A 26,425-nucleotide genomic window follows, 5' to 3' on the forward strand; every position below is an offset into this window, starting at 1 on the left:
GGAGGTCCCTATGCTAATTAACGGATTTGACGATACACCGGGCTCAGTGGATAAGTCGATACCGCTTACCAACGTTAAGGTTTTGTCGCGTTCTGATCACGATTATCAAAATGATTCGCTAAAAGAAGGGAAGAACAAAAATGGTCACAAATGACACATACGATCTGATTGTTATTGGGGGTGGTGGCGGAGGATATCCCGCCGCGTTTCGCCTTGCTCAAGCGCAGAAAAAGGTTTTATTAGTCGATACACTGGGAAATTTAGGTGGCAATTGTCTGTATGAAGGCTGTGTCCCTTCGAAGTCCGTGCGTCTGGCCACATTACGGATCCATGAGGCCCGTCAGGCTCCGTTTTTTGGCGTGGATATTCCCTCCGTCACGGCCGCGTGGTCGGCAATCCGGAATTACAAAGACGGGGTCCAAGCTCGCCGCTACCTGCAACATCAACAAGAGATTGCGGAGGCCGCCCCGGCTTTAACATTTGTCCATGGAACCGGAAGACTCCTTAGTGCTCAATCCGTGGAAATCACAGATGTCGAGCACAGCGATATCCGAACAGTGTTTGGCAAACACATTCTAATTGCCACCGGGTCGGAACCGCAATCGCTGCCCATTACCGGATTTGAATATACGTGGAATTCTCATGACCTTTTTGCCTGGCAGAAAACGCAAGAAGCGCTGCCAGATGATATGCTCATTTTGGGGGGAGGATATATCGGGGTCGAAACCGCGTCTATGCTCTCTGATTTAGGCATTCGTATCACCTTATTAGAAATGGCTCCGACCATTCTCTCCGGCATGGATCCCGACCTCATTCGTGCCATCACCGCCAATTTATCGAAGCGCGTCACGCTCGTCACGGGGGTTCAGGTCACCGCGATACAAAAACAAGACAAAAATCAATTCATTGTCCAAGCTCACCAAGAGGATGGGCAATTACGGGAATGGCAAACATCGCGCGTGTTAGCCGCCGTCGGACGCATTCCCCATCTGCCGCAAACCTTAGGGCTGGATCACGTTGGCGTGGCTTATGACAAACATGGCATTGTCACGGATCCTTATATGCGCACCAATATTCCTCATATCTATGCCGCCGGAGACGTGAATGGCCAATCCATGCTGTTCCATTCTGCCGTCCGTATGAGCGAAATGGTAGCGGAACATATTTTGAATCCGCATGATTTGTTGATCGGATTCCATCCCGAAGAAATGCCCACCACCGTTTTTTCCCGGCCCGAAGGCATGTCTGTAGGCCTGACAGCAGAGCAAGCTCTGTCACGTGGGCTCAAAGTTGATGAATATACCAAGGCGATGGGAAAGGAGGCGTGGGCACAGATTGCCGGTGAGCTAGAAGGATTTTTCAAATTGGTTGTCAGCCGTTCCACGGGTCAAATCATCGGCGCCCACAGTGTCGGCACATGCAGCGCGGCTTTGTCGGCTGCGCTGCATATGGCCGTTCATATGGGCTTGACACCACGGCAACTGGCCCAAATGACATTTCCTCATCCCACGCAATTTGAAATTATTGACCGTTTGGCGCGCTCAATTTAAGCGAAGTTACGGGAAGTTTTTTAGGCTCAGACCGAAGAAGACCTCATAACCGCCGTATCTCCAAGAAATCGGTAGTTGCCCCTAGGTTTCCGGGTTGGCAAGATTCTTTAAGTCCTAAAAGGTCCACGGAGATTTCTTGTCAACCCGCTATCATCACCGCATATCTGGATCGAACAGACAACTCGCAATGACGCTACCCTATTGTTGTAACAAACCCTACAGGGTGCCTAGGTCGTCGGATCACATATTTTTCATCCTAAACCAAAAAGTGGACCCTTCGCTACTGTTTATTTTTAGTTGACAGCTCTTGCTCTAACTTCTTGCGAGTGGCTTTTTGTCCCACTAAAACCCATGGGGCCTAATTCATTGGGACGCATCAACTTCCGTCACGAGAGGACGGTAAACCGTGGACATCATGCGCTGCGTCCCAACCTCTTTCGGCGAAATCGGAAACAGCGTCTGCATGAATGTGTAACAACTTAACAACGTAAGGATTAGAGGATTGAGCTCGAACTTCCACCCCGTTACTGTGTGTGATGATGGTTTGATCAATTTCATCAGCATAACGAAACAATTCGGGGAAAAAGGGATCCCATCTCCTCATCACCAACCCTTTCTTCATCCGGGATTCCATCGCCAACACATGATCTTGTAATAATTGGACTGTCACCGCATCGTGAGATGTTGTTACGGTACGAATTCCTTCAGCCGTTTTTTCTACGTGACGCTGTGTTGTGGTGGCATGTCGATCAAATAATTGATGGCCAATTTCTTGATCATGAGCTTTGGCAGGATCCCAGCCAACATAAATGGGTTGCATTGCCTTTCACCTCTGTGTGATATTTCTAAGCGTTTAGAGGATATTCTAGAACAAACTATAGTACAATCCTTTTATTGTACTAGGAATATCCTCTAGTTATTTTGGTGAAAGGCTATCGACTTCTGATCCCGATTGGTTTGGCCATGTAATGTCATGTGACTCTCAAAATCCTGAAGAATCCTTAAGCGTTTTCACGGCCTAATGAATGCCCTCCCTGGACCGTGGGTCGATGGCACCATGATTGTTCTGATTGTTGAGCTCGTCGTATAATTTTAGAAATCAGTTCTTTAGCAATGTTCACAGATTCTCCCTCAAGAAAACGGCAGAAACCGTGGTGCACTGCCTATAGAGAATGTCAATGCAGATTCACACTTGTTCGACATCACATTACCGAGATGGGAAATCGTTGCGGAGTTGTTCAATCGGTAAAGTCAAAATATTAGATGTCGGCAGATTCAACGGATCGTTAGCCCGAAGACCCGAAGGAAAGGAGCAACTCGTGAATTCTTTATGGTTTCGTGTACGCCCTAGCACAGCCGATGACACCGAAGCTATTGCCCGAGTGCAGATCGCCAGTTGGCGCAGTACCTATACTGGAATTGTTTCGGATACGTTTCTTGATCATTTAGAACAGCATCTTGATGAACGCGTTGAGTCGCGACAACAACGCTTTAACAATCCCAATATGGCGATCTTTGTCCTTGTTTCTCCAGGTAATCATGTCGTAGGATTTATTGACGTCGGTCCCAATCGCGATGACGATGTCCACTATGATGCGGAACTTTATGCCATATATCTGCTCAAGGGTTGGCAGAGGTTAGGCGGCGGACGACAGCTTGTAGAAGCCGCGACGCACTGGCTCATCACGCATCACTATCAGGCACTCAAAGTCTGGGCTTTAAAAGAAAATCCCTTCCGAAGGTTTTACGAAAAGTTAGGCGGCTCACAACTTAGTGAACGCTCCATCACGTTGGGAACACAAACATTTGACGAAGTTTCTTATGGATGGGAAAATCTTCACCATTTGATTTCTTTCCTCGCATGATTCGGCGCCGAGCCACAAATCCCAAACTTTTCACATCACCAACTTATTCCAACCACGATTCATTGTTTTTATAGAGAGACAACTTCTCATTCAGACGAAGTGATGGCTTCCAACCCGAGTGAAAAAAGGCGTAAAAATTATTCAGAAAATCACTCCGAATCCCTTTGGTGACACATTTTCCATCGAAGATATCAATTGTTATGTCTTAACTTTTCACGACAAAGCATAAAGATGCGTGTCGTACTGGCTGTGGCTGGCAGATCTCCTCGGCAAGACGCAAGCCCATTTTGAGTTATTAATTATCGTCCAAGCGACACGTCGGTCCACTTTGCGACCGATGCGTTCTAAGGGGTTGGGTGGACGCGATTTGCTCCCAAAGTTCATGTGGCAACTGCATATAGGCGAAAACATCGTCTTGGGCATCGGTCAAACATTGGCCGCATGGTGGTCTCTTATATCCGTCGCAGAAGTTTTTTGTTGCTTTCAGACAACGACCCAATGGGTCATCCTTCTGTGTCCGTTACTGTCCGAAACTCAAAGGATCTGTCTTGCACTAGTCAGCACGGTTCTCGCGATGCCGAGTGCGTTCGATGAAGCCTAGGAGGATCGCGTTTCCGAAGGCCAGAATCGCCATAACCACCCAATACTCCCCATACCCGCCATGCGTGATAACCCAGCCTCCCATAGTGGGGGTAACGATCGCTGCCAATCCGCCAACGGTTCCTATCGCTGACAGTCCGCTGGCTCTAAGAGACGGAGGAATCCAATCGTGTATCCACACCATGGCGGACCCGGATTCAATGCCGAGTCCCACCTCCAGGATAATCTGTCCCAGAAAAAACGCAGTTTCGGTGCCGCAGGCGATGGTGATGGCTCCCAGGCCGATGAGAAGGGCTCCAATCCCTGAAGAAAGTACCCCTGGGACTTTCGTGCCGATGAAGCGCGAGACCCACAGGCCGAAACTCAATTCCAGAATCAGTAATCCGAGCAGGGGGCCAACCCACCGAGCCGACGCATGCAACTGTCTCAGCCAATAAACCTGCCAAAATGACAGAAAGAGCGACAGAGTTCCATTGGACACCATCGCCCGCGCCACACAACAAGTCGCATTGGGGTTGTCTCGGTGAGCAGCTTAACAAGGCTGCCCACAGCAACCCGCGTCCGGGTTTTAGTGCCATAGTTCTCCGCCATACCGAACAGGGCAATACAACACGCTAGAGCCGCGAACAACGCCTGTGCCCCGAATAGCCAAGCCATGCTGATTCCCATTAAAGTCACCGACGCACCGGCTGCGACCGCCCCGGATAGTTGGGACACACTGGAGACTTGTGGGAGAACAATCTTCTTGTCTTCTGCTCTTCCGTGTGCAGCCAATGTGTCGACGACCCACGTTTGGGGCAATCTCCTCACGGTGCCCATGCCGGCTGCCCACACCGCCATAGATAGCGCGAAATCTAGAACGGTACCCGATAATCCAAAGAACAACAATCCTAACGACCACACGGCCAATCCGATTGCCAAGACCTTGGTTCGACCATGCACATCCGCGGCAATTCCCGAAGGGAAATCGACCAACGTCGTAATAGCTAACGCCAGTGAGGCGATAATCCCTATGGATTCGACTGACAGTCCGTTTCTCGTCATATCGATGATATAGAGAGATCCGAAAATCCTGTCGATGACCGACAGCAATATCATTAAAACTGCATAGACGAACACACTATGTGGTGACATTTTTATTGTACGGAAGAATGCCTTGGACATGAGTGACACGGATCCCCCCTCCGGACGAAGCGATCCATTAGCCTTTTTCAGACACATGAGGATGATGCTCACGGAAAACTCGTGTACCCATGGAAAACCATGGTTCAGAAATCCCTCTTAAATATGTCAATACCAATGCATGACCTTTTGTACAGGCTTGATGCAAGGACAAAAACGAGGACCGCCATCACGCATCTCTTGAGACATTGCATATACCCTATCTCTCGTCGAATGAGAGGATTCCATGCGTGCTGGCGTTGACTCACGAAAGTCTTCTTCCGTGTCAACCTTTGTCTACAAGGCATTTGCAATGTGAGAGTCTCATGTAAAGATTGGGTATTCCAAAAACCGATAAACCAGGATAACTCAACCCCATTATATGTCATCGTTGCCATCGCCCTGTGAGTTATTGCTTGCTTGGTACACATTTCAAAAATATGTACACGTATTCGACGTCGAATCAAAAGATCCTGCGCTCAGGATGAGGAAGGTGTTCATCATGACCTTATCTGCGGCCAAAACGTTAAGGCACGTTATGAACCCGTAGCGAAACCCCTTGCATCCAACCAATCCGAGACTCATATGGATGATCTCTCCTCATCTTCAACCCTTTGTTCATCTGCGATCCCTAGCAAGCTTATGATGTAATAATTTAACCATCGCGGGATTCGCCGATGTCGTGATGGTACGGATAACTTCAAATATCTGTTCTACGTAATGCCGGGTCATGACATGTCGACCAAGTAATTGATACCAAATCTGTTAACCATGGGCTTCCGCGGAATCCTCGTCAAAATAAATGGGTTAAATTCGTTTTTTTAGAAAGACAACATGATGTGAAAATCATCGAGTTCCTCGTATAATTTTTAGAAATCAGCATTCTTGGGACATGTTCGTGCGATCTCAACCAAGTAAATGGTAGAAACTGCTCGTGTACTTCCTGACCAAAATGTCAATGTAGCCTCATCAAATTACTGAGGAGAAGCTTATGTGCGTTCGATATCGTGTTGTGCGAGAGCACAGTCGTAGTGATGTTAAAGGACTTCGATTGTATTCCGGAGAGATGGTGTCGGTCGGAAGACGGGATACCGACTGGTCGTCGTGGCTGTGGTGCACTACCGAGTCGGGCCAGGGTGCATGGGTACCCGAACAATTTCTCCATGTATGGGATGACAACCGGGCCGTTGTCACGACGGATTACGATTCTACCGAATTGACCGTAAGTCCCGGGGACTTGGTCACAGGAACGCAGATTGTAGGGGGATGGGTCTGGAGCAAAAATTCCCAGAGTGAAGAAGGATGGGTACCGTTAGAAAATCTGACACAAATCAGCGAACCTAAATAACACGCTCTGAGCGTAAGACGTTTATGGGAGCGTTCATTATGTCAAGCGTAGCACAGCACAAGGATGAACAAAAAAGCACCCATTCACCTCTCATCCATGGATAGCGAGTCAAGCAGATTCACGTAAAAAATTGGGAATGCCGTATAAAAGCCGATTACCCATTATAATTAAAGGTGAATGCCAAAAACTTATGCGGATTCCCTCACGAAATGGGGAGAGGTCATGCCGTCTCAAATATCTTCCAACCATCCATCCCATTCCTTATCGCGTTTCTTGATTCCTTGGCGGTATCTCACCTGGTGGATTTTGTCACTTCCATTGTTAATGATTCTGGCTCTGATCGTTCATAATTTTTATCTGCTTTTGTTCAGCCACGTTATGGCAGGAAGTCTATGGACTGGCGCAGACATTTTTCTAGGCTTTATCCTCGGCCCTATTTGGAAACATCTGTCGCCTTCCGAACGAAAAGCTGTGCAATCCCGCCTTATTCCCAAAACCTTACTCTATATGCCCGTCTTAGGTCTCACCACGGGCACTGCCGGTTGGTATGTGGCGCAATATAACGGGTTTGCCACCACCCATAGCGCAATGTTTCCTTGGATTATCGCAGCAGGTCTTGTGACCATAACATTAACCATCGTGGGTCTAGGCATTATGCTCCCCACCAGTCTTTCCATGCTCAAAGAAATGGAAAAAACCTCCCCTGATCCCACCCGATTAACCCGTCTTATCTTCCGAAATCGCCGTTTAGCGGCGGTTCAAGGTCTTCTTCAGGTGACCATCATCATTATCATGGTTTACTTAACCATTGCCCCTTGATAGAGATTTTTAAGCCGGCAGGCGTTGTCTATAATAGAAAACTTCTTTGGAGCAGCGCGAGTTAAAATTCTTGGGTAAAAACAAAAAAACCCAGTAATTTATTGAAAATCCCTCAAAAGAGTTATGTCATAATAAACCCAAAATTATCATGAATTCAAATGGATAACCGCCGAAATGGTTTGTGAATCCTAAACGTTATTGCCTGTTTGCAAAACCCCAGGGGAAAGGATTAAAAGCTGATGTCAAAAGATTTTCAGAAGTTTCGCTCCGCCATGACGAGACCCGTTCTCGTTCTCTTTTTCATGTCCTTTGTTGTGCCTTTTTCCGCTTTTATGCTCTATCCTTTCCTGATCATTTATCTCACGCACGTCTTGCACTATCAGCCGTGGGAAGCTGGACTGCTGTTATCTGTGCGCTTCTTATCCAGTGGCTTATTAGGATTTGTCGGAGGATTGGTATCGGCGAGAATTGGTACCATGCGCACCTACGTTATATCTGCAGTCATTAGTGCCGTATCCATTATGGCCCTGGCTTTTACGCCAGGAGCGGTATTTCTCGTTATCGTTTTGGCCATCTTAGGACTCGCCGCGTCAACGGTCAATGCCATGGCCCGGGGTTTAGCTAATGAACATATCCTAGATGAATACCGTGGTGTCATTCAGAACTACATTCATTGGCTTAATAATATTGGTATGGCCGCTGCTTTACCCTTTTCCGCTCTCTTGTTAGGTGGGGGGTATTCCCGTTGGCCATATTTCGTGGCTGCATCCGGTTACGCATTAGCAGCAGGTGCTCTTTTTATCACTTTTCGCCCATCAAAGCCGAAACCTGTCGCTGCCGCGGATAATTCACGGCCATCTTTTTCACCATGGAAAATCCTTCAATATGACCGAGCATTTTCCTGGCTTCTCCTCGCTTTTGCTTTAGTTGTCGTCGTTGAAATGCAGTTTGAATCCGGCGTTCCTCTCGACTTGTCTTTTCATTTTGTTCAAGGCGCCAAACTATATGGTGTTCTTGGCGCTATTGATATGACTCTCGTCTTTTTGCTGCAACCACTTGTTGCCCACTGGGTCGATAATCATCCCTCGTCGTGGTTCGGATCATTGGCCATGTTATTGCTCAGTGGATTGGTCATTGGTGCGCTCTGGCAAACAGTATGGGGATGGACTCTGGCCATCATTTGCCTCAGTGTAGGTGACGTCTTTGCTTTCGGTCAAATTTTTTCTTTAGTCGGCGTGCTGCCTAAAGCGGGTCAACACGGGTTATATTTTAGTCTATTAAGCATGGTTCAAGGTTTAGGAACATTTGCTGCCTACGCATTCGCTGGAATCGGTTACAATATATTGCATCCCCTGGGGATGTTTTTACTGACCATTCCCTTAACCTTATTCGCCATCATCTCTTACCGAAACGCTTCCCGTCTTCGGACAGTACAAGAAGAAGCTATCACAACAACGGGATGACTTAAATCCTTAAAAACGCAAAGGGATATTTCTTGGATAGGAGGGCCAATCAGAAGTTTCGGCACCTTTGTTTTGCGGGGATCGACTTCTTTGTTAATGTGGTATCATGGACAAGGTTCGTGGAATACTGGCGATGTCTAAATTCTTTTAAATGGGTTGCGCTTCGCAGATGCGATGAGCTAGCGGCGTCGATCATGGATGCAGCACAATGGTTTTCAAGGTTATGTTTGAGAAGATCAACGCCCACTCAGCGCCACATCGTCCCCTGATCGACACAGCACAAAAAATCATCGATCCGTGCGAGTTGTGTTTGTGCAAAATCTAGGTTGACATAACCGCGCAAGGATAATGCCAAGTTGATGATTGTCGACATGATGACCCGTGCTTGAAGAACATATTGAAACATGACACGGTCTTCTAATACCTCCGGAAGTGCTGCGACAGATTGGACAAGAGGGTGTTTCAACCCTTGAAATAATGCCGTGTTCCCAATGAAACTGGCCAGGTCCCAGAATTTCGGCATTAACGATACATCCTCAAAATCAATCCATTGCCACCCCATTTTGGTAGCGAGCAGGTTTCCCGGGTGCGCATCTCCATGGGCCGGATAAAGCACTTCGTGATGTATCCTCTCATTCACGTTGTTGTAACGCATGAGCAATGTAACAACTCTACTGTCATCGTGCACTGTTGATAAATCGTCGGCTGCTTGAGCAACGTTACGCCAAGCCCCAAGCAGCGGGAGAGGATCTTTATACTTTGCCAAGGCCGTATCCAAATCATGAACCATTTTCATGGCTTGTTGGGTTGTTAACCCAGAAATCGGGGCGGGTTCTGCATATTCCCAAAGCGTCATCCAAGTATCCGAAACAAGATAGGGTCCAGGAGACACCTCACGCGCATAGGGAACCACGGGTATCCCATGCGCGATTAGGTGCTTTGCAACTTTTATCTCTCGAACCCAGACATCTTTCCACAATAAGGAATCATCGTCCGGGAACAATATAGCCACTCGGGCCACAATTTGATACGGTGCAAGATAAATAACTAAGTTTCCCGCATTTCCTAAGACGACGGGATGAATGTTGTGAAATCCGAGATGTTCTGCTACCGCTAACACGCCCGAAATTAACGGGTTATTCGTCTTGGCACACCTCTGTTCTTTACACCACAAAGATTTTCTTATCAGGGTACATCAATCATATGATGTTAAACCCATCGTGTGAACATAAAGAACAGAGAAAGGTCAATTTTAATGCTTCAAAACGCAACCGACGTGTCACTTACGGCTCTACTTCTGCTGGATTGTCATGCTGTCTATCGGTGTTCTAGGGCATAAGATAACGGAGGACACTCCCGCTCTCATCTAGATTAAACAGTACAAGGAATTCTTGTCATGAGTGTGATTTTAAAAATTCTGATCAAAGCTACTCAGCTCAGGTTCTTGTACTCGCACTTCTACGGACGTTTGTCGTCCGCCCATGAGAGCTTGATCAATAGGCAGTCCTGACGCATAGCCCCAGCCCCACAGCAACAGGGACCCGACAGCTACTGCTAAGGAATCCCAAGGTGCAGGAATCACGTGACGACCCCCGTAGGTTCCAAGCCACGACATCCCTGCTAAAAATCCCATAAAGACTAAAAACCATATACCATGTGTAATATGACTTGTCGGCCATTTTTGCTTCTTAAACGATACCGCATAAAACACAATGCCAATCGCAAAAAACAAAATCACCTGACCATTGATTGGCCATCCTACCCAATAAATGATGAGAGCCGAGATCATGGTAGCCAGCGGGCTGACTACCATCGCCCAGGGCGTGCGAAAAGGCCTGGGTTGGTCAGGCAATGTCTTTCGCATCACCATATGCGATATGGGAATGACGAGTCTGATAAATAAGGCACAGGTCACAATAACTCCGACCAACGCTTGCCAACTGGGAAAGGGCAACAAGAACAACACACTAAAGAGCAAGTTGATCAATAAAGCCCTGGTCGGCACACCCGTTTTCTCACTCACGTACGCCAGAAATTTTGGTGCCCATCCTTCTAGTCCTAAAGCATAAACGATGCGGGAAACAACCGCGGTTCCCGATAACGCCGTGCCCGAAGGAGACAATATGGCATCCGCATAAAGAAAATAGGAAAACCATACGAGATTTACGGCAATTAACAAATTGGCAAATGGCGCATTAAACGACAAACCACTCCAGCTAACATGATTGAGCAAAGAAGGCGGCACTGCTGCCAAGAAAACAAGCTGCAGCAATGTGTAGAGCAAAAAGGAGAAGCCCACCACCATCAATAAGACGCGCGGAATTTGTTGGCTCGGATTTTTTGCTTCGGCGGCTAACTCCAAAGGACCGCTCGAACCCAAATAGGCATAAACAATCCCGGATGTTGCGAGAGCTAGAAAGATACTCTTCGCATGATAAGGCATAAAGCCATGGGAGGTAAGATTACTCGCATGAAAACTCGTAGCAAATAAGATGATAATCGTCGCCACTGGCACCGCTAACTTAATGACCGTAATCGGACCATTAATCTTGGCAAAAACTCGGATGCCAAGCCAATTAATATACGTAAACAATACCACTAACGCCGCCGCAACCAGCACCCCTTCAGGCGTCATGGTGGTCCCATTAAACAATCCGGGAAGATAAGAACTAGCATACTGAATGACGGCTGCGGCCTCCGTAGCCGCCCCGGCTGCTCCAGGAATCCAGCTGCCCCACCCAATCAAAAACGCAACCAAAGAACCATGAGAGTACAAAGGATAGCGCATGGCACCGCCAGCACGCGGAAACATCCCCACTAATTCACCATTAATTAAAGCCCCTAATAAAACCACGATCCCTCCGATAACCCATGCTATCAGCGATGCAGGCCCCGCAATTTTTGCCGCATTATAAGAACCAAATAACCATCCCGATCCCACTACACCAGTAATAGAGACAAAAACAAGATCCCAAAAAGTCAATTCACGGCGATATGGCGCCACATCAGGATCTAAAGACATGGTAGTGACAGGTGATTCTTTAACCATATCAATCATCCGTCCTTTCTTTAGGGAAATTGCAAACCATGCAGGATTTCTCACCACAGATTAAGAAGCGATCAAAGAAAATTATCGAAATTAAATAACTCTCATATTTCAACTCTAACATGTAATGACGAATAAATCTGAGACAAACCTCGTAAAATGTCACAAATTTGTCGTATATACAACGATATTTCATTAACAATAACAATAAAATGTTATGTTTCAGCGAGTAAATCTTAATATCTTACATAAAATAGGTATGATGGTTTGCGCATCAAATTATGAGCTTTAGGATCTCATGCCTCGAAGGACGAGTCACGCTGAAGGTCGAAAGCCTTTGTTAATTGCTTCGCCGTGCCGAGTCCATTCATGGTGGTTCCAAAGAGGCGAGAGAATAATTGCGAGGATGACTTTAATCAAAGGTTCTGTGCGATACCAGCGGCATTAAGTGAATGCCGGACTCAGTAATCTCCTTCATCGCAATGTATGAGACACGTCCCATATATCCGACGGCAACGATTATCGCCACGACACTAGGGAAATCAGGATAAATGGAACGAAGACGGGCCCGAGGGCCCAAACGACGATGGTCCGCTTGTCGATAGGGCCTTGAGTCGGTCATACGACATATATCTATTACTGTTATTCGGTTCTTTCTTCATGCTGAAACGTATTCAGAGACTTTGTTAAGCGAAACGCCATTTCGTCTTACGGGCAGTAAGACTAGAGAAGCAATGACGCCTAGCCAATGATATTTTCCCATAATGATTGCTGCTGAAGACAAGTTAACGCAGCCGGACACTTCGTCCTTGAGGTCGCTATCACGCCCGGTTCAATGGCAGGGCAATTGATTCCGCTGTCCATGAGCATTGTCCAACAAGAGAACTCGTTAACTTCGCCACAAAATAAATCTACACACCCAGTAACCGATTAACCTGCATGAGTCTCAAAAAAAGTTTTCATGGAGAAGATACTTCCTCGGATGATGGTTCCATTTGGAGAGGCTTTGGCAAGGGAAGTCCGATAAAACCCGAGGATAGTGCCATTATCACGAATCCTGCAAAACGAAAAAGCCAATTCAAGCCCAACATACCACTAACCCATCCCACCAAAATTTCTCCCAGCGGCGTGGCCATACTCATACCAGCCGCGACAATACCTCCAATACGGCCTCGCACATCGGCTGCCGTCATAAGAACGATCTGAGTCGATAATAAGGTATTGATGGTACCCAATGCAGTTCCCGCAATGACCAAACATATGATATTTGCCCAAAGATGCGGGTACAAGGTGATACTCACGAACGCTGTGCCTAGGATGAGAAAGCTGCCAATAATCGTCTTGGACATCGCCCATTGTTTCTGTACGACCGGACTCATTAGACTCCCGACGATTATGCCGACAAGGATCGCCACGCTGAAGAACCCATAAGCCACTGCTCCTTGGTGGAGTATCTGTCGAACCCAAGCCACATCCATAATACTAAGGGGAGTTAGCACAAAATTAATCGCGACGACCAAGGGAATTATCCGGCGAAGAAATGCACTGTCAACAATGATCGATAGTCCCTCTGTCAAATCCTCCCTAATCCTCCGGTGGGATGCCGTGTTTTGGACGGGCATAGTTTCCGGACGGGTCATAAACAAGCTCAAGGCGGAAATGAAAAAACTTATGCCATTGAGTAAAAACAGCAAAACCGGTCCCCCAAGCGTTAACAGCCAACCTCCCGTTCCAAGCCCCACAAGTTGTGACAGGGCGCTACTGCTTTGATTCACGCTATTAGCGGCCGGATAGAGGTCTTTTCCTGTGACTTCGGGCAAATATGCCATCTCGGTCGCATTGAATAATGTTTCAAGTAAATTGAGTAAAAACAGGATGACTGCAAGCACAATGAGATGCAGATCATGAAAGCTCAACAAGGCCACCAAACCTAGACTTAAAACGGCCCGAATCAAGTCCGTGAATACCAATGTGCGCCGGTGATTCCAGCGATCGGCAAAAACACCCGAAACAATTCCCATAAGTCCGGCAATGCCTGCGATACCAAGGACATAACCTAAATCAGTGCGGTTATGGGTGCTGCTCAAAATAAACCATGATACGCCCATCAAAAAGAGGGCATTTCCCACTTGTGAAATCCATTGACCTGAAATTAAGATGACGAATGGTGGATGCTTCCATAAACGCGGTTGTGCCATCGCCGACTCCTCCTTATGTGTATGTGGTGTTCTAAGAAGGATGTCGGAAATAACTGTCTTAAGGTTCGGCATTTTTACTTAATCATGGAACGAAATTTACCACCACGACTTAGTAAAAAACAGCAAATGGAGTCCAACGGTATCGCGCAAATCTGTAAACATCATCATCAAGCTAAGAGTGCCGAAGCCGCCGGGCACCCTATGGACTTAGTAACTTGACTGAGTCGGGATTATAAGAAAACAAAGATAACCTCAAACTGCCAGCATCGCCGTCCATCTGATTACACCGCAGGGCTGGCACCAACCCTCCCATCATAGGCGCCAACTAGATCCACCATAGATTTCTTTCTTGTCCCTCACTTCGCGATCGTCTCTCTCAGCTGGTTTATCCAGCCCTGTTGCCTCGTGTTCCCAAGAAAAATTGTCAGCACGTAATCGGGGTTTGGAGGGTACCATTTAGGAAAGAAAGAAACGCCAGGCCCTCCTTCCCATATCTCATGCATAACCGCTTGAGAAAAACGCTGAGGTCATCTGAGCTTCTCGATTGAAACTTTAGCACGAGTATTGAGGATTCCTTAAATAATGACTCGGCACTTACAGTAGAAACCGTTCCAGAATTCATATTCCCCTATGTCTAGGGATTTAAATTTTCGCCTCACACTCGGTACGAAATAACCGCTCCGATTTCTCCACCTGATAGACAAGATATTGTCTGTCATTGACCACAAGATGTTGCTCAGGCTTTCGTATCCGACTTTTGGCGCGCCACCGGGACGGCAAAACTAAAGCAATGTGTGAGGAAATACGGAGATTATGGGGAGGAGACGATACGGGAATGGTTTCAAATCCCACATAAAATCCAGATCGTGTCATTGTAACCAGATCAAGTTGTTGAGCTTTTTGTGGAGGAAGAAAGAATGACAACTCTAAATCCACCGGACGATTTAAGGCGTTCACTTGATATTCATGCCAAACCGCCTCCGAAGATGTGGGCTCACTTCGGTAAATCCGAGTGTTCGTCACCAATCGCCTGGGCCAACCCAAATTGGGCCAGCGCATAAACAATTGTGGCACTGCGGTCATTTTAGTGGTCACAACGCGGATATCAAGCCATATTGATCCCTGTGGATTGACACGAACAGCCCAAGTGATTCGGATGTCGGCGTCCTTAGCGATCAACCATTGCCAAAGGGCCCGTTCTCTATCAGACAGAATACGAGACGGTGCAGAGAACAATGACGGTCCCTCGTTATTCGGAAAAGACAACACCCGCCGTTGTAATAATTGGCGTGCTTGATGTAATCGCGATTTCACGGTGCCCACGGGTAGATGATAGACACGCGCCAAGTCCTCAAGCGTCACGTCCGCAAATAGCCATTCTCGTGTCAATGCTTGTAACGAGTCTGGCAATTGCGTAACCAACAGACGGATTTCCTGCTCAAATTCTTTATCCACCACATCATTTGCAGGACTCAAGGCTAATTCTTCTCCAAAACGGTTTTCCGTTCTTTGCTTTCTCCAATAATCCGCTACGGTATGCTTAGCAATACCCATCACATAACCTTGGCCGTTTCCCTCTAAGATGGCGTTCAAGTGAGCTACCGATCTGTCAAAGAGTTTGACCCATATCTCTTGCACCACATCCTCAACATCTTGTTCCGGAATCCTTTGTTGGCAATACCGCCTAATCGATGCATCGACGGCAGTACACCAACCATCCCAGTGATGCATCCTCTCTCCTCCAAGCTCTTTCCCCTCCCGCATGACTCCTCCCCTATAGACCAACACCATCAGATGAATCTCTTTCAAACGCTTTTTACTGTTCCGCTTTTAAGACTCGGTCGTGGTGACGGTGTTCATTGCTGTTTATGTTACATTAAATCATTTGGGAAAGTTGTGTGTAGCGCACAAAGTGTTTAGATTGTTAAAGAGAGATACGCTGGTATCTGCTAAGACGTCCAGTCAACCCCGTTGTTTGTGACCGAAGCTGATGCTCCCCAACCAACAGTGTTCTTTTTTCCTGGCATCCCATTCGCTAAATGCTTAGAGCCCTGTGACCCTCTTATAAAAAGAAATCTCAAGGGTCATTCCCCAAAAGACGTACTATGGTCACGGTTTCTCTCCTCTGGGGAAATTTGCCCCTTAAGAAAAAACAAATTGTCACGCTCTTAGCCGTTACAACGGCTATCTTACCGGAACCCAACTCATGCCCGCATTGGTGGTATGGTACAACGTTCCCGGAGCACTTTGAAGCCATCCATCTGTCGCGCTGGTAAAACCGAAATCTCCCCAAATATAACCCAATGCATTCGGAAATGAGTGTATGGTCCACAATGCACCATCATTCCCTGATAATGCCCAGCTCTGATCCTGAAAGGCAATCCACACAATTTCTCCATGCGATCCCGCTATTTCTAAGGGTTGCCCAACGCGTTGCACTTCCTGATTAACAGCCGGATTTATATCGGTTAAGGCTTGGGAAAAACTTTCGTGCTGATCCTCATTCCATGTTTGTCCCCCATTTGCCGTCCACCAACAGGTATTGGCATAGGGTGAGCCGACCACCCCATGTTTCCCAATGAAACTCACCTCAGTTAACCCGTCTTTAGGAGCCCATCCCCCTAACGTCACCATTGACCAGGTTTTCCCGCCATTCGTCGTCTTGAATAAATGACTTTGGCGTACAACCCATCCGGTCGTAGCATTCATAAAATCCATCGCACTGCCACTTCCATCAAATTCCCACTGTGATGATAAAGGAAGTTTTCCAACAACCTGCCAGGTGTTTCCCCCATTTTTTGTCATGACAATATCATTGGGATGACCAGGGAGACCTAATCCATAGCCTATATGGCGGGACACAAAACTGATAGACTTTACTGGATCTGGCGGGGGAAAAATTTGATGCCAGGTTCTCCCGCCATCGTTGGTACTCAGCACTTGCGTATTATCAAGCCCATCCACTAGCCAGCCCTTGTCCGGTGAGATAAAGCTCAAGGCAAAGTATCCTGGTACACCATTAGCACCGTAAATAGGGGGATAGGTATTCCATTTCTGTCCGCCATTGCTTGTCGACCAAATGGCTGTCGTACCGAAATTTCTGGCTGCACTGACTCCCCCTAAAAATGCGGTCGTCCCTGTAACCGCAGCAAAAGGTCCCGGTGCCAATTCTGGGGCTAAGGGTGCCGAACTCGGAGCATCGGGTGCTGGGCCTGCGCCCGCCGTCGATTTGGCGGCCACTACACGCCATCCTGTTGAAGGGCTATAATGAATGACCGTATAAGAGGTCTGGTTCATACCCGACATTCCTTGCAATATGACCCAAATACTATTGGGAGACTCAACCGTGATATGTGCCGCCATAGGAACGGTCGATCCATAAATGTAAATGGGTTGCCATTGTTTTCCCCCATCTGTGGTATGCCATATACGGCTGTCACCAGCCACCCAGCCTAATTTCCGTCCCCTAAAAGCCACGGCAAGAGGATGAAATGGGGTGGATAACACATGCCAATGATATCCTCCGTCATCGGTTTGATAAAGACCATACCCGGGTCCGCCATTTCCTAATAGAGCACTTGAAGTTCCCATTACGGCATAACCGGTATGATTTCCCTCAAAACTTACGGAAATAAACGAAGACGTGCTGTGGTCGCGAATCTGCCATGTTTCGCCTCCATCGGTGGTAGCCATCAAAGTGTGGTAGCTCCATACCCATCCGGTTTGCTTATTAGGAAATTGAATTCCCCAAAAATTTGCTTTGGAAGAAGATACCGAGTCCCACGTATTCCCCCCGTCAGTCGTTTCCCAAATACCTCCTGGTCCGGCCAAAAATCCTTTAGAACCACTGAGAAAATCAATGGCCTGCATACGGGTTTGATCGGCCGTGGCCCAGGAAATAGGTTGTAAAGCGTGCACAGCAGAGGACGTCGTAGGTGTCACAGGAGCCTTTGAAGACGGAGATGATGAAGGTGATGAGCGTGATGTCGGAAGCGAAGAAGAAGGTGTGGTATTAACACTCACACCACACCCGGTTATAGAAATAATCAGTGTCAGTGCCATAAGTGGCATTTTCGGTGATTTCATTAAAATGCCTCCTGAGGTTATGCAGAAATTACATCCCTGCAAATAACGCCAGAAAGCGCAGACTGGTTACTTCCTGAAATCATGAAAACTTCACCAACAAACTGGCTTTGGGTCAGAACCGACTGCGAAATTGTTGATTTCTCATTTATTCATTGTTCTTGATTAGACTTTTGATGTCCGTCGCAGCTTAATGTGCTAGCATTCCCTTCCCACCATTAAATGCTCTCCGCCAGAAGGCTCAATAATCAAATTGGCGTCTTTTAAGGCCCACCGCGACATCTCAATCTTAAAGGGGAACCACCATGGCAAATGGCTTACTGTTTCAAGCGCAACGCGGTCTTGGCCGAGTGCCTGCAGTGTCGCGAAAAGCACAAAGGTTAGTGTCTCGCCATCCGATATCTGCAGGGGAGAAGAATGCACAACATAGTGGCCGATTTTTTCTCGTCTTAATACCTGCCATTCGGTCAGTGATCCCAAAATCATCCGCACCCCAACACGGACCCGTTCCCTATCCCCATAAATCCCCGCAATTTGCGAGTAAAGTTGACGGGTGGTAAATCCATCTGACAACGCTAATAATCGGCCTATGGCGCTGACGGTGTTGTAGAAAAATGGATAAGCGGTGATAAATAAGCCCCAATATCCTAAAAGTCGGTTTACAGCCAAGGTCTGTCCTAAAACTTTGTGATTTAAAGAATCTTGCCAAAAAGGCTGATTCCACAGCCGCGTCATGATGGTAGCCGCCTTTTTGCGTGCTGCCTGTCCTTGAATATGCTGCCACTGGGGTATAATAGTCGCGGGGGAAATAGGCTCTCCCTTTAACCACCAGTGATACACCATGTCTAAATCGGCCCAGCGAATCTTATGATCGATCCCCACACGCGGCCCATATCTCACCATATGATCACCACCGGCACCATGAGTTCCTCCCAAGAAATACTGCCATGACTCACACCTTGCGCATCCGTATTGAATGCTTCATGCGCGCGCGCTAATAAGGGATACGTTCCGGGTGGCAAGGTATGGGTAAAGGGCCAGTCAATACCCCACCGATTATCATGATTAATCCCCCGGCGGAGCGTGTCCGATCCAAAAATTTGAACGCGTTCCCCTTTAGTCGCACTTAATGATCCGGTAGGAGGTTTGCCAATCCCCCGCACCGGGGTATGCCCGTGGTCGCTCGTAATGACAATATGGAAGTGTCGATCCTGAAGTGCTTTGATAAATTGAGACAACCAACCCACGTCTTTCATCCACTGTTTTAAATCAATGAGAATTTGCTTCATGCCCATTTGAGCATGATGCGCTAAATCATCGACCATGTTCGCGACACATCCTACCACGATCGCATCGCGGCTGTCTATTTCCTGCATGAAGTCTGTCACTGTCATTGTATCTACAGTATTTCGGTAAAGAACACGGTATAAATCCATGCCCTGTTCCTTCCAAAAGGTTTTCCATGCCTTCTCTTCCCCTTGGGTTGTATAAATGGATCCGGCAAAGGCCCGAGGAATGCGTCCTGAAAATATTGCTTGGCGCGAAACACTGGTTATGCTCGGCACCCACGCCATCGCTGCCCATTGATCGCACCCATCCCATCTCAATGGAAGAAACTGGCGCAGATAAATCCATTCCGGCAAACTAAGTCCGTCAAGCACCACCAGAGCCCACCGGTTGTGGACACTAGGATCCTGACGGCTTATCCATTGGGGAATATGATGAACCATTTTAGGACGGGGCTGAGAGGGTAAAGATGCCATCAGTGCGTACTGATGCAGCACCCATTCATAAAAGATGCGGTCAATGTCTTTGGTGATCTCAGAACGCGAATCATCTCCTAAATAGGCAGCCAGGTAAATACGTGCCATGTCATACGCTTTATCAATCCAATCCAGACCGACGATATGCTCCCGGTGCAAAAACTCTTCAATGCCTTGATAGGTTTCCTCGCCAACAATCACCTTCTGTTCGCCAATCTGATCATCGCCGCCTAAGCGTTTCAACCAATATCTGCCTTGCAAGGATAATAGGTCGTTTCTTTGAGACCAATTGGCAAGACATTGTTGCCATTTTTCCTTGGATGTCAGCACTTCTGATAACATGATGTCATTATGCCAATGCTGGCTCAAAGAAGCACTCAGCCACGTCGCCAATCGAGATGGTAACCCAAAGCCCATGGAATGAATCCGGAAAATCAAGGCAAGAAGGTCTTCTTCGTTGCCCACTAATTCAGGATCGACCCGGTATAAAGTACGCATAATGAATACGAGACTTTCTTCATAACTCAAGCTCCGTCGCGGATAACGGGGTGATTCCAGAATCAGGTCGAAAGCGCGGGAATCAAGATCCTGTAGTGCGTTCAGATCCAAATGGGGAAATATCTGTCCCAAGGACAAATAGAGCCGGAACCCGCGGCTCACCAGGTCATAGGGCAGATGATGGAAATCGAAATCATCTGTTCGTACCACCAAATCCGGAGTGCTCTGATGCTGATCCCACTTCATACGAAAATCCTCTTCATAAACTAAACGAAACCGCAGGGGATCCTCGTAGGTGAGGAGCACAATGCCTTGCTCCTGCAACAGCGCCAGTAATGCTTCATCTAATAACAGGCTAGCAGGATCAGAGACAACCCGTACCCTTGTGCTGGACGCACAAATGAAATCGACAATGCGTTGGCGCCACGTCATAGGCTTTTAACCTCCACAATCAATAAAGGGGTAAATTGGGGGATTGTTTTTGCCATGTGGTCAAGTTGCACTTGCCGTTTGTCTAATTCTTGTCGCAACCGCTTCAGACGGAACTCGCGCACTTCCGGCAAGCCAACATGCTCTGCCATTTGTGCGCGGATACGAAATGCTTTGCGCGCTTTGTCTCTTTCTCGCTGCAAAAAGGCCTGATGAGAGGCGGTGAGTTCTTGGTACAAAGGGCGGGCTTCTTCTTCGGCCACTTGGCGAAGCGCATCGTAATCCGCATCGCTCAGACCTTCGCGGAAAGTTATTTCTCCCTGAAACTCGGGTTGGCATATCTGTTCCCATATCTTTTGCGCTGTTGTCCTGTAGCGTTTGCCATCTTCTGAAACAAATACGGGGATGAGCCGGGAGCGATTCTTCTCTCGAGTCTGCAAGGTCAATTTCCATAGGCTCCACAGCCCTTTTAGACCTTGTGGAAATTGGGACGAGACAAGAATCACAAACGCTTCACCGGGTGTCACCCGAGGCACTTTGTCAATAAGTGAAGCAATGCGGGGATGGTGAATACCGACGTAGTGGCTCTGAGCCGCCCGGTCCCGTTTGCGGAACACAGCTTGGGATATCACTTCGCCATCAGGGAAATGAATATCGATGCCAAACAGACGCCGTTCAACCATACCGCCCCGGGCCATCACATACTGCTCAGTCATGGCCTCTACCCATTCCGGAAAAGGATGCCCTAACGCCTTCGACACTTTTTCCAAATCGGGTGGCAAGGCACTAATCACATCCACGAAGTTTCGGCTGTTCTTGGCTTGCATCTCAACGCTTTCCACAAATTCGTTAAGATACTGGTCCGTCCGTTCTGGAGCCATTAAAGATTCCATAAAGAGATTCGGATAATTCACATCCATACCAGAGGAATCTAATACATCCCCCAGTTTATCAATTCCCATTTCATCTAATATTCTCTGCAGTTTTTCTAATAAAACTTGATGTACCCGGGCTTCGACGGTATCTTGCAGGACAAAGTTGAATGCCCAAACATCGTGGGTTTGTCCGATTCGATCGACTCGGCCGATGCGCTGTTCGATTTTCATGGGATTCCATGGTAAGTCATAATTAATGACAACATGAGCAAATTGTAGGTTTAGTCCCTCTCCGCCGGCATCGGTCGATATCAAAATTTGACTGGCATCGCGAAACTCTTCTTGAACCAAGATCCGTTCCTCCAGACTCATTTGCCCATTCAGTATACTAACCCGGTATCCCGCTTCTTTCAGCATTCGCTCGAGCATGGCTTGAGTAGGGAGAAATTCGGTAAAAATGAGCAATTTAATTTCGCTCGTTTCCTTCTCCCGCAATTGATCGATTAACCGTAGTAAACGATCCAAACGAGCATCCGCATGATTTAAGGCCGTCAGAGCTAAATCCTTGAGACTTAACAAATGCTGCCGTTCGCCACTGAGAACCGATCCGGCCATGATCTCCTTATTATCTTCTTCATACTCGCTGATTATGGGAGTCTCGTCCTCGTCCTCTTCGCGCCCCTCTAAGACTTGAAGCCGCCTTTCAATAGCGCGCAAAATCGCTGCCGGTGATGATGTCACTAAACGCTGCATGAGAATCAAGAGAAAGGCTTGAGAAAATTGTTTGGCTCGCATAGCCTTTTGATAACGGTTCCGAACGTAGTCGCTCACAGCCTCATACACGGCTCTTTGCGCGTGATATTGGGAATCGCTCCAGTCAACCAAAATCAGTTCCACGATTCGCGGCTTAAACAGAGGCGTCCCGTCTAATGCCAATGCTTGGCGTTTAGCTGTGCGAATCACATACGGTCTGACATCCTCCGGCGTCATGTGTTCTGCGTCAATAAAGCGTTCGGCATCAAGCAAGGACAAGAGCCGTACAAATTGATCCGATTTCCCTTGATGCGGTGTTGCTGAAAGCAGAAGCAGATACGGCGAGGCCATAGCCAGTGCTTGCCCCAGGCGAAAGCGAGCCACGTAATCCGTACTCCCGCCAAGCCTATGCGCTTCATCGATAATAATCAGGTCCCATGGCACATGAGTGACAGCATCAAAGTGTTTTCGGTTATATTCCACAATCCGTGTTGTTTCCCATCCCGCGCGTTTCGCCAGCGGTTTGATGCTATCGTGAGACACAATCACCTGATCGTGACTGAGCCACAATTCTTCGGGCTGATTCCCATCTACCCGTTTGATGTCCTCTCCGGTAATGAGCCAAAAGGTCTCATCAAAATGCATCCAGAGTTCACTTTTCCATTGCTGCATAAGGCCTTTGGGCGTGACAATTAAGATCCGCTGGATTAGTCCACGCAACTTCAGTTCGCGAATCACAAGTCCCGCTTCAATGGTTTTCCCCAAACCCACTTCATCGGCCAACAGAAGCCGCCCCTGCCCTCCATAAATCACGCGCTCTAACACCGCGAACTGGTGAGGCATCGGTTCAATTTGTCCTTCCAAGGGCGCTAACAGCACGTCTTGATTTAAGGCCTGTATAATTCGGCCAGCCAAAGCGCGGTAGCAAATTTCTGCTAACGAGAGATGTGGCGCATCACCAAAATCCTCTTCGCGGACGGTGATGACCCGCTCTTCGTTAGGTAACCATATCTGACACGTTTTTTGGCCGAACACGGTATGGCAGTCTAAGATACGCACCATTTGCCGATATGAGGGAAGATATCGCCAGGTATTCATCGCATCAACGACTTGGCATTATTAACAAACTGCGACAAAAAGATATCATCGTGAACTAAACCAGGTGGTAATTTATCGCCAACCAAAATAATGTCCGCATATTTTTGCTCGGTCCACAATCGCTTAAATCCCACCTTCAGCGCCTCACTCCGGCATGTTTTCAGGCGTTTGCTGCTGGTTTTGGCATCCTCAAGATAATGCTCAAATTCTCGCCACAAGTCCCGTTCACGCAATTTCTCGAGGTCTGCCGCTTTGCGGGGATCAGGCACATACCAAAATCCTTTGGCCTTTTGGCGCATTTCGCTGGTAACCTCTGTTCCCCTAAAATTGTGGTAGTTAGCTCGTAAATAGCTCACGATTTGTTCCGGCATTTCCTCTTCTCCGTCATATTTCAAGAAATTTTGTTCTAGGAGTTCCATTAACTCGGGCAAGCTCTCGTATTTCTCCAGATGTTGAATGGCTTTCATGAAATCCGGTTGCAAATTTTGATAGGACTGAGGTTTGCTCATAAGCCGTTGGCGAATCCATTCAATGGCTGTTGATTCATTCGAGACAAAAAGATCTGCTTGAAGTAATTCCTTCACCAACATCTTCTTCTGATCATATTCTGCCACTTGATCCTCCATAAACACCATGCCATCGCGCACGGGATAACGCCGAATCAATTCTGATTGGAAGTCTCCTGATGTGAGAATGGGCAAAGGCCAACCCCGGGACACGTAATATGCTACAAGCCGGTCATAGATTTGGCGAGGTTTGCGTTCCTCAATAATCTGCGCTTGACCGCGTTTGCCTAAAAATACTGGCAAATGACGCAGATGTTCATCTACAAAGGTCCAGATCCCAGCATTCTGTCCTGCAGTCACTGTCATCTGTTCATTCATGGTCTCAGACGGCTTATAGGCAGAGATGACAAGATCTTGCCTGACTGCGGTAGTTGTTGTGACCGCTTTAAAACTGCCTTGCTGTTTATCTAACGCGGAAACATTGGCAATGACAAACCCTGCTTGTTGAATAGCTTGAGTAATCGCATTCCACACCGCCGTTTGTGTATTGCTAAATTCTACCGTCATCCAGCGACCGGGCTTTAACATCCGGTATGCCGCCTCGAAACTTTTTGTCATGAGTAGTTGATAATCCTCTAAAGTCTTCTTTTGAGCTTTGTTAACAACGGCTTCTGGTCCATTATTGGTAAAAACCTTCAACCATGCTTCCCACAAAAAGTTCAACTCTGAATACATAATATTGGAACCAAAAGGAGGATCAAGAAAGATGTAATCGAGAATATTGGAAAAATCCGTAAAACTACTAAATGGTGCAGTAGAATGCGCAACGTCCCATTTTCTTATGGGAACAGAAAGAGAAAGATCATTAATCTTAGAATAAAGTAGTTTTAAAGATGAATTTTCAGTCCATAATGATGGTAGATATAGGGTGCCACTTACCGTGCCCATCTTTCTATCAAGAGTGAATTTATATAATTTCGAAGTTCGAATCATTGATGAGGTTATCCAAAAGCACGGAATCGTAGGATTAATTTTATTACCTTGACATGGTGTTGCGGTGGCCATCAGTAATAACAAATTCCTCTTCGTATAAAACTGATGCACATGCGTTATCCCTAGTGGATCATTTCGTCTACTTTCTTCTCCCTCCGGCATCCTATCAGTTGGAAACCAATATGGTATCGGTTGGTTGTTAATAGCCTCTAATAACGCCATATCAAAATCATCTGGAGTCTTGTCTTCTCGTCTTTTCCCTATGGAATAATTAATCAAGACTGGTACTTGTTTGGCATGGCGAACGGTTTCATGAATTGCATCATCGTATTCCGTCACCCATGCTCGTTCAAGTTTCTTTTTCGTTAATTCAACACCGCACGACGGACAGGGAAATTCATCGAGGACCTTTCCTTGCTCTTTGTTAACTGCTGCATCCCAGAAAATGATTTCATGCGAACAGTTAGGGCAAACAAAAACATCAGACCATACGGTGTAGTTAATTTTGGCCCATGGTAATGATGTATCTTCTAAAATGGTTTGAGGATTTTGCCGCAATGCTGCTAACGCTTTCTCGCGTTGCTCCTGGGTGGCATAACTGGGTAATGTGGCATACATCCAGCCACACTCTTTTTCCACATCATGTAAAACGTGCTCGGCTTGCTCTTGAAAAAGGTGAGGGTCAGTGGGGGTATTGTAATTATATGCAATGAAGGACGCAGCAGGACTCAAGTCATTCAATATGGCATGGCGTACACCTAATTTGGAAATCGGCTTCCACACTGATTCATCTTCTTCATTTGACAAAATGGTGCCATCTTTCTCGACGCGGTAGCCTAAAGATTCCACTGTTTTTCGGTCTCCACACAACTGAGCCGCCACTCCCGTCATTCCCGTTCCCGCAAATCCGTCAAAGACAATATCCCCAGGATTCGTGTAATGAAGGATATAGCGCATAATTGCCTTATGAGGCACTTTGGTGTGATAAGAATGGGCATTGTAAATTGGGTCATTCTTACCCTCAGACACATCGGACGCATAGGGTTCCCGGAGATAGGGTTCGTCGTCTTGGGGACTCTCTTTTTCCCATTCTTCCACAATTTGTGGTAGAAAGGGATTGGGACAGGCGGTGTAATAAGGAGGATCGGATAACGCTAAAATATCCTCGTCGCGCGCTTTGGGAAACCCTTCGATGTGTTTCAATTCCGGTAATTTCTTCCGGAGCTCTTCTGTAAAATAGGCACGTCTCTCTTCATCGCTTTCAAACACAATGCCAAGGCAGGTCACTGGACCCTTTTTCTTTTTGGATTGGTCGAATTCTAAACCCCATGTCATCTGCTTTATTCATCCTTTCATTGGTGTAAGCGTGAATAATCT

At 47.2% G+C, this 26,425-nt stretch carries 17 protein-coding genes; 5 read left to right on the plus strand and 12 right to left on the minus strand.

The features are described from left to right. The first annotated feature begins 140 nt into the window (after positions 1 to 140). Positions 141 to 1,550: a dihydrolipoyl dehydrogenase gene (locus tag AOA63_RS09030; protein WP_053959387.1), complete on the plus strand. Its 1,410-nt coding sequence runs from the start codon at positions 141 to 143 to the stop codon at positions 1,548 to 1,550. Positions 1,551 to 1,926: 376 nt separating this feature from the next. Here the strand turns inward: AOA63_RS09030 and AOA63_RS09035 are convergent, their stop codons facing one another. After that, a complete protein-coding gene (locus AOA63_RS09035; RefSeq protein WP_053959388.1) occupies positions 1,927 to 2,370 on the minus strand; it encodes a hypothetical protein in 444 nt (147 codons plus the stop codon). Positions 2,371 to 2,869: 499 nt separating this feature from the next. Here AOA63_RS09035 and AOA63_RS09040 point away from each other — a divergent pair, with 499 nt between their 5' ends. Next, positions 2,870 to 3,415: a GNAT family N-acetyltransferase gene (locus tag AOA63_RS09040; RefSeq protein WP_053959389.1), complete on the plus strand. Its 546-nt coding sequence runs from the start codon at positions 2,870 to 2,872 to the stop codon at positions 3,413 to 3,415. A 553-nt stretch (positions 3,416 to 3,968) separates the two neighbouring features. Here the strand turns inward: AOA63_RS09040 and AOA63_RS09045 are convergent. Then, on the minus strand, positions 3,969 to 4,511 hold the full coding sequence (locus AOA63_RS09045) for an MFS transporter (protein ID WP_139061541.1): 543 nt from the start codon (positions 4,509 to 4,511) through the stop codon (positions 3,969 to 3,971). Beyond that, positions 4,442 to 5,059, minus strand: a complete 618-nt coding sequence (locus AOA63_RS09050) for an MFS transporter (protein ID WP_139061542.1) — start codon at positions 5,057 to 5,059, stop codon at positions 4,442 to 4,444. The genes AOA63_RS09045 and AOA63_RS09050 overlap by 70 nt, the downstream gene beginning before the upstream one ends. Before the next feature lie 1,108 nt (positions 5,060 to 6,167). Here AOA63_RS09050 and AOA63_RS09055 point away from each other — a divergent pair. The 3 genes from AOA63_RS09055 to AOA63_RS09065 all read left to right on the plus strand — a co-directional run bounded on the left by AOA63_RS09055 (position 6,168) and on the right by AOA63_RS09065 (position 8,806). Then, entirely contained in the window at positions 6,168 to 6,524 is a 357-nt protein-coding gene (locus AOA63_RS09055) for a hypothetical protein (protein ID WP_053959392.1), read from the plus strand. Positions 6,525 to 6,746: 222 nt separating this feature from the next. Then, a complete protein-coding gene (locus AOA63_RS09060; RefSeq protein ID WP_053959393.1) occupies positions 6,747 to 7,343 on the plus strand; it encodes a hypothetical protein in 597 nt (198 codons plus the stop codon). 272 nt (positions 7,344 to 7,615) lie between these two features. Next, positions 7,616 to 8,806 (plus strand): MFS transporter, encoded by a 1,191-nt coding sequence (locus tag AOA63_RS09065; RefSeq protein WP_171822667.1) that lies wholly within the window; start codon positions 7,616 to 7,618, stop codon positions 8,804 to 8,806. 247 nt (positions 8,807 to 9,053) lie between these two features. Here AOA63_RS09065 and AOA63_RS09070 read toward each other — a convergent pair whose 3' ends face one another. From AOA63_RS09070 to AOA63_RS09110, 9 genes are all read right to left on the minus strand, one after another. Next, positions 9,054 to 9,926, minus strand: coding sequence for a phosphotransferase (locus AOA63_RS09070; protein ID WP_053959395.1), 873 nt, complete (start codon positions 9,924 to 9,926; stop codon positions 9,054 to 9,056). A gap of 288 nt (positions 9,927 to 10,214) precedes the next feature. Beyond that, on the minus strand, positions 10,215 to 11,855 hold the full coding sequence (locus tag AOA63_RS09075) for an APC family permease (RefSeq protein ID WP_053959396.1): 1,641 nt from the start codon (positions 11,853 to 11,855) through the stop codon (positions 10,215 to 10,217). Between the two features lie 956 nt (positions 11,856 to 12,811). Continuing rightward, positions 12,812 to 14,050 (minus strand): MFS transporter, encoded by a 1,239-nt coding sequence (locus AOA63_RS09080; RefSeq protein ID WP_053959397.1) that lies wholly within the window; start codon positions 14,048 to 14,050, stop codon positions 12,812 to 12,814. Positions 14,051 to 14,692: 642 nt separating this feature from the next. Next, positions 14,693 to 15,781: an RNA polymerase sigma factor gene (locus AOA63_RS09085; protein WP_053959398.1), complete on the minus strand. Its 1,089-nt coding sequence runs from the start codon at positions 15,779 to 15,781 to the stop codon at positions 14,693 to 14,695. Between the two features lie 453 nt (positions 15,782 to 16,234). After that, a complete protein-coding gene (locus AOA63_RS09090) occupies positions 16,235 to 18,136 on the minus strand; it encodes a WD40/YVTN/BNR-like repeat-containing protein (protein WP_053959399.1) in 1,902 nt (633 codons plus the stop codon). A gap of 195 nt (positions 18,137 to 18,331) precedes the next feature. Next, the gene (locus tag AOA63_RS09095; protein WP_053959400.1) at positions 18,332 to 19,036 is read right to left on the minus strand and encodes a hypothetical protein; all 705 of its coding nucleotides are present in this window, start codon (positions 19,034 to 19,036) and stop codon (positions 18,332 to 18,334) included. Further along, positions 19,030 to 20,826 (minus strand): BREX-3 system phosphatase PglZ, encoded by a 1,797-nt coding sequence (pglZ, locus tag AOA63_RS09100; protein ID WP_053959401.1) that lies wholly within the window; start codon positions 20,824 to 20,826, stop codon positions 19,030 to 19,032. The genes AOA63_RS09095 and pglZ overlap by 7 nt, the downstream gene beginning before the upstream one ends. Next, positions 20,823 to 23,549 (minus strand): DEAD/DEAH box helicase, encoded by a 2,727-nt coding sequence (locus AOA63_RS09105; RefSeq protein WP_053959402.1) that lies wholly within the window; start codon positions 23,547 to 23,549, stop codon positions 20,823 to 20,825. Before AOA63_RS09105 ends, pglZ begins: the two co-directional genes overlap by 4 nt. Then, positions 23,546 to 26,383, minus strand: a complete 2,838-nt coding sequence (locus AOA63_RS09110; RefSeq protein WP_053959403.1) for a DNA methyltransferase — start codon at positions 26,381 to 26,383, stop codon at positions 23,546 to 23,548. Before AOA63_RS09110 ends, AOA63_RS09105 begins: the two co-directional genes overlap by 4 nt. Positions 26,384 to 26,425 lie beyond the last annotated feature (42 nt).

The organism is Sulfobacillus thermosulfidooxidans (assembly GCF_001280565.1).
Lineage (GTDB): Bacteria > Bacillota > Sulfobacillia > Sulfobacillales > Sulfobacillaceae > Sulfobacillus > Sulfobacillus thermosulfidooxidans_A.

Excerpts from the sequence above, each read along its gene's own strand:
- AOA63_RS09105 (WP_053959402.1), bottom strand. The coding sequence starts at position 23,549 with ATGAATACCTGGCGATATCTTCCCTCATATCGGCAAATGGTGCGTATC.
- AOA63_RS09060 (WP_053959393.1), top strand. The coding sequence starts at position 6,747 with ATGCCGTCTCAAATATCTTCCAACCATCCATCCCATTCCTTATCGCGT.
- AOA63_RS09030 (WP_053959387.1), top strand. The coding sequence starts at position 141 with ATGGTCACAAATGACACATACGATCTGATTGTTATTGGGGGTGGTGGC.
- AOA63_RS09110 (WP_053959403.1), bottom strand. The coding sequence starts at position 26,383 with ATGACATGGGGTTTAGAATTCGACCAATCCAAAAAGAAAAAGGGTCCA.
- AOA63_RS09095 (WP_053959400.1), bottom strand. The coding sequence starts at position 19,036 with ATGGTGAGATATGGGCCGCGTGTGGGGATCGATCATAAGATTCGCTGG.
- AOA63_RS09035 (WP_053959388.1), bottom strand. The coding sequence starts at position 2,370 with ATGCAACCCATTTATGTTGGCTGGGATCCTGCCAAAGCTCATGATCAA.
- pglZ (WP_053959401.1), bottom strand. The coding sequence starts at position 20,826 with ATGACGTGGCGCCAACGCATTGTCGATTTCATTTGTGCGTCCAGCACA.
- AOA63_RS09085 (WP_053959398.1), bottom strand. The coding sequence starts at position 15,781 with ATGCATCACTGGGATGGTTGGTGTACTGCCGTCGATGCATCGATTAGG.
- AOA63_RS09055 (WP_053959392.1), top strand. The coding sequence starts at position 6,168 with ATGTGCGTTCGATATCGTGTTGTGCGAGAGCACAGTCGTAGTGATGTT.
- AOA63_RS09075 (WP_053959396.1), bottom strand. The coding sequence starts at position 11,855 with ATGGTTAAAGAATCACCTGTCACTACCATGTCTTTAGATCCTGATGTG.
- AOA63_RS09050 (WP_139061542.1), bottom strand. The coding sequence starts at position 5,059 with ATGACGAGAAACGGACTGTCAGTCGAATCCATAGGGATTATCGCCTCA.
- AOA63_RS09090 (WP_053959399.1), bottom strand. The coding sequence starts at position 18,136 with ATGAAATCACCGAAAATGCCACTTATGGCACTGACACTGATTATTTCT.
- AOA63_RS09080 (WP_053959397.1), bottom strand. The coding sequence starts at position 14,050 with ATGGCACAACCGCGTTTATGGAAGCATCCACCATTCGTCATCTTAATT.
- AOA63_RS09065 (WP_171822667.1), top strand. The coding sequence starts at position 7,616 with ATGACGAGACCCGTTCTCGTTCTCTTTTTCATGTCCTTTGTTGTGCCT.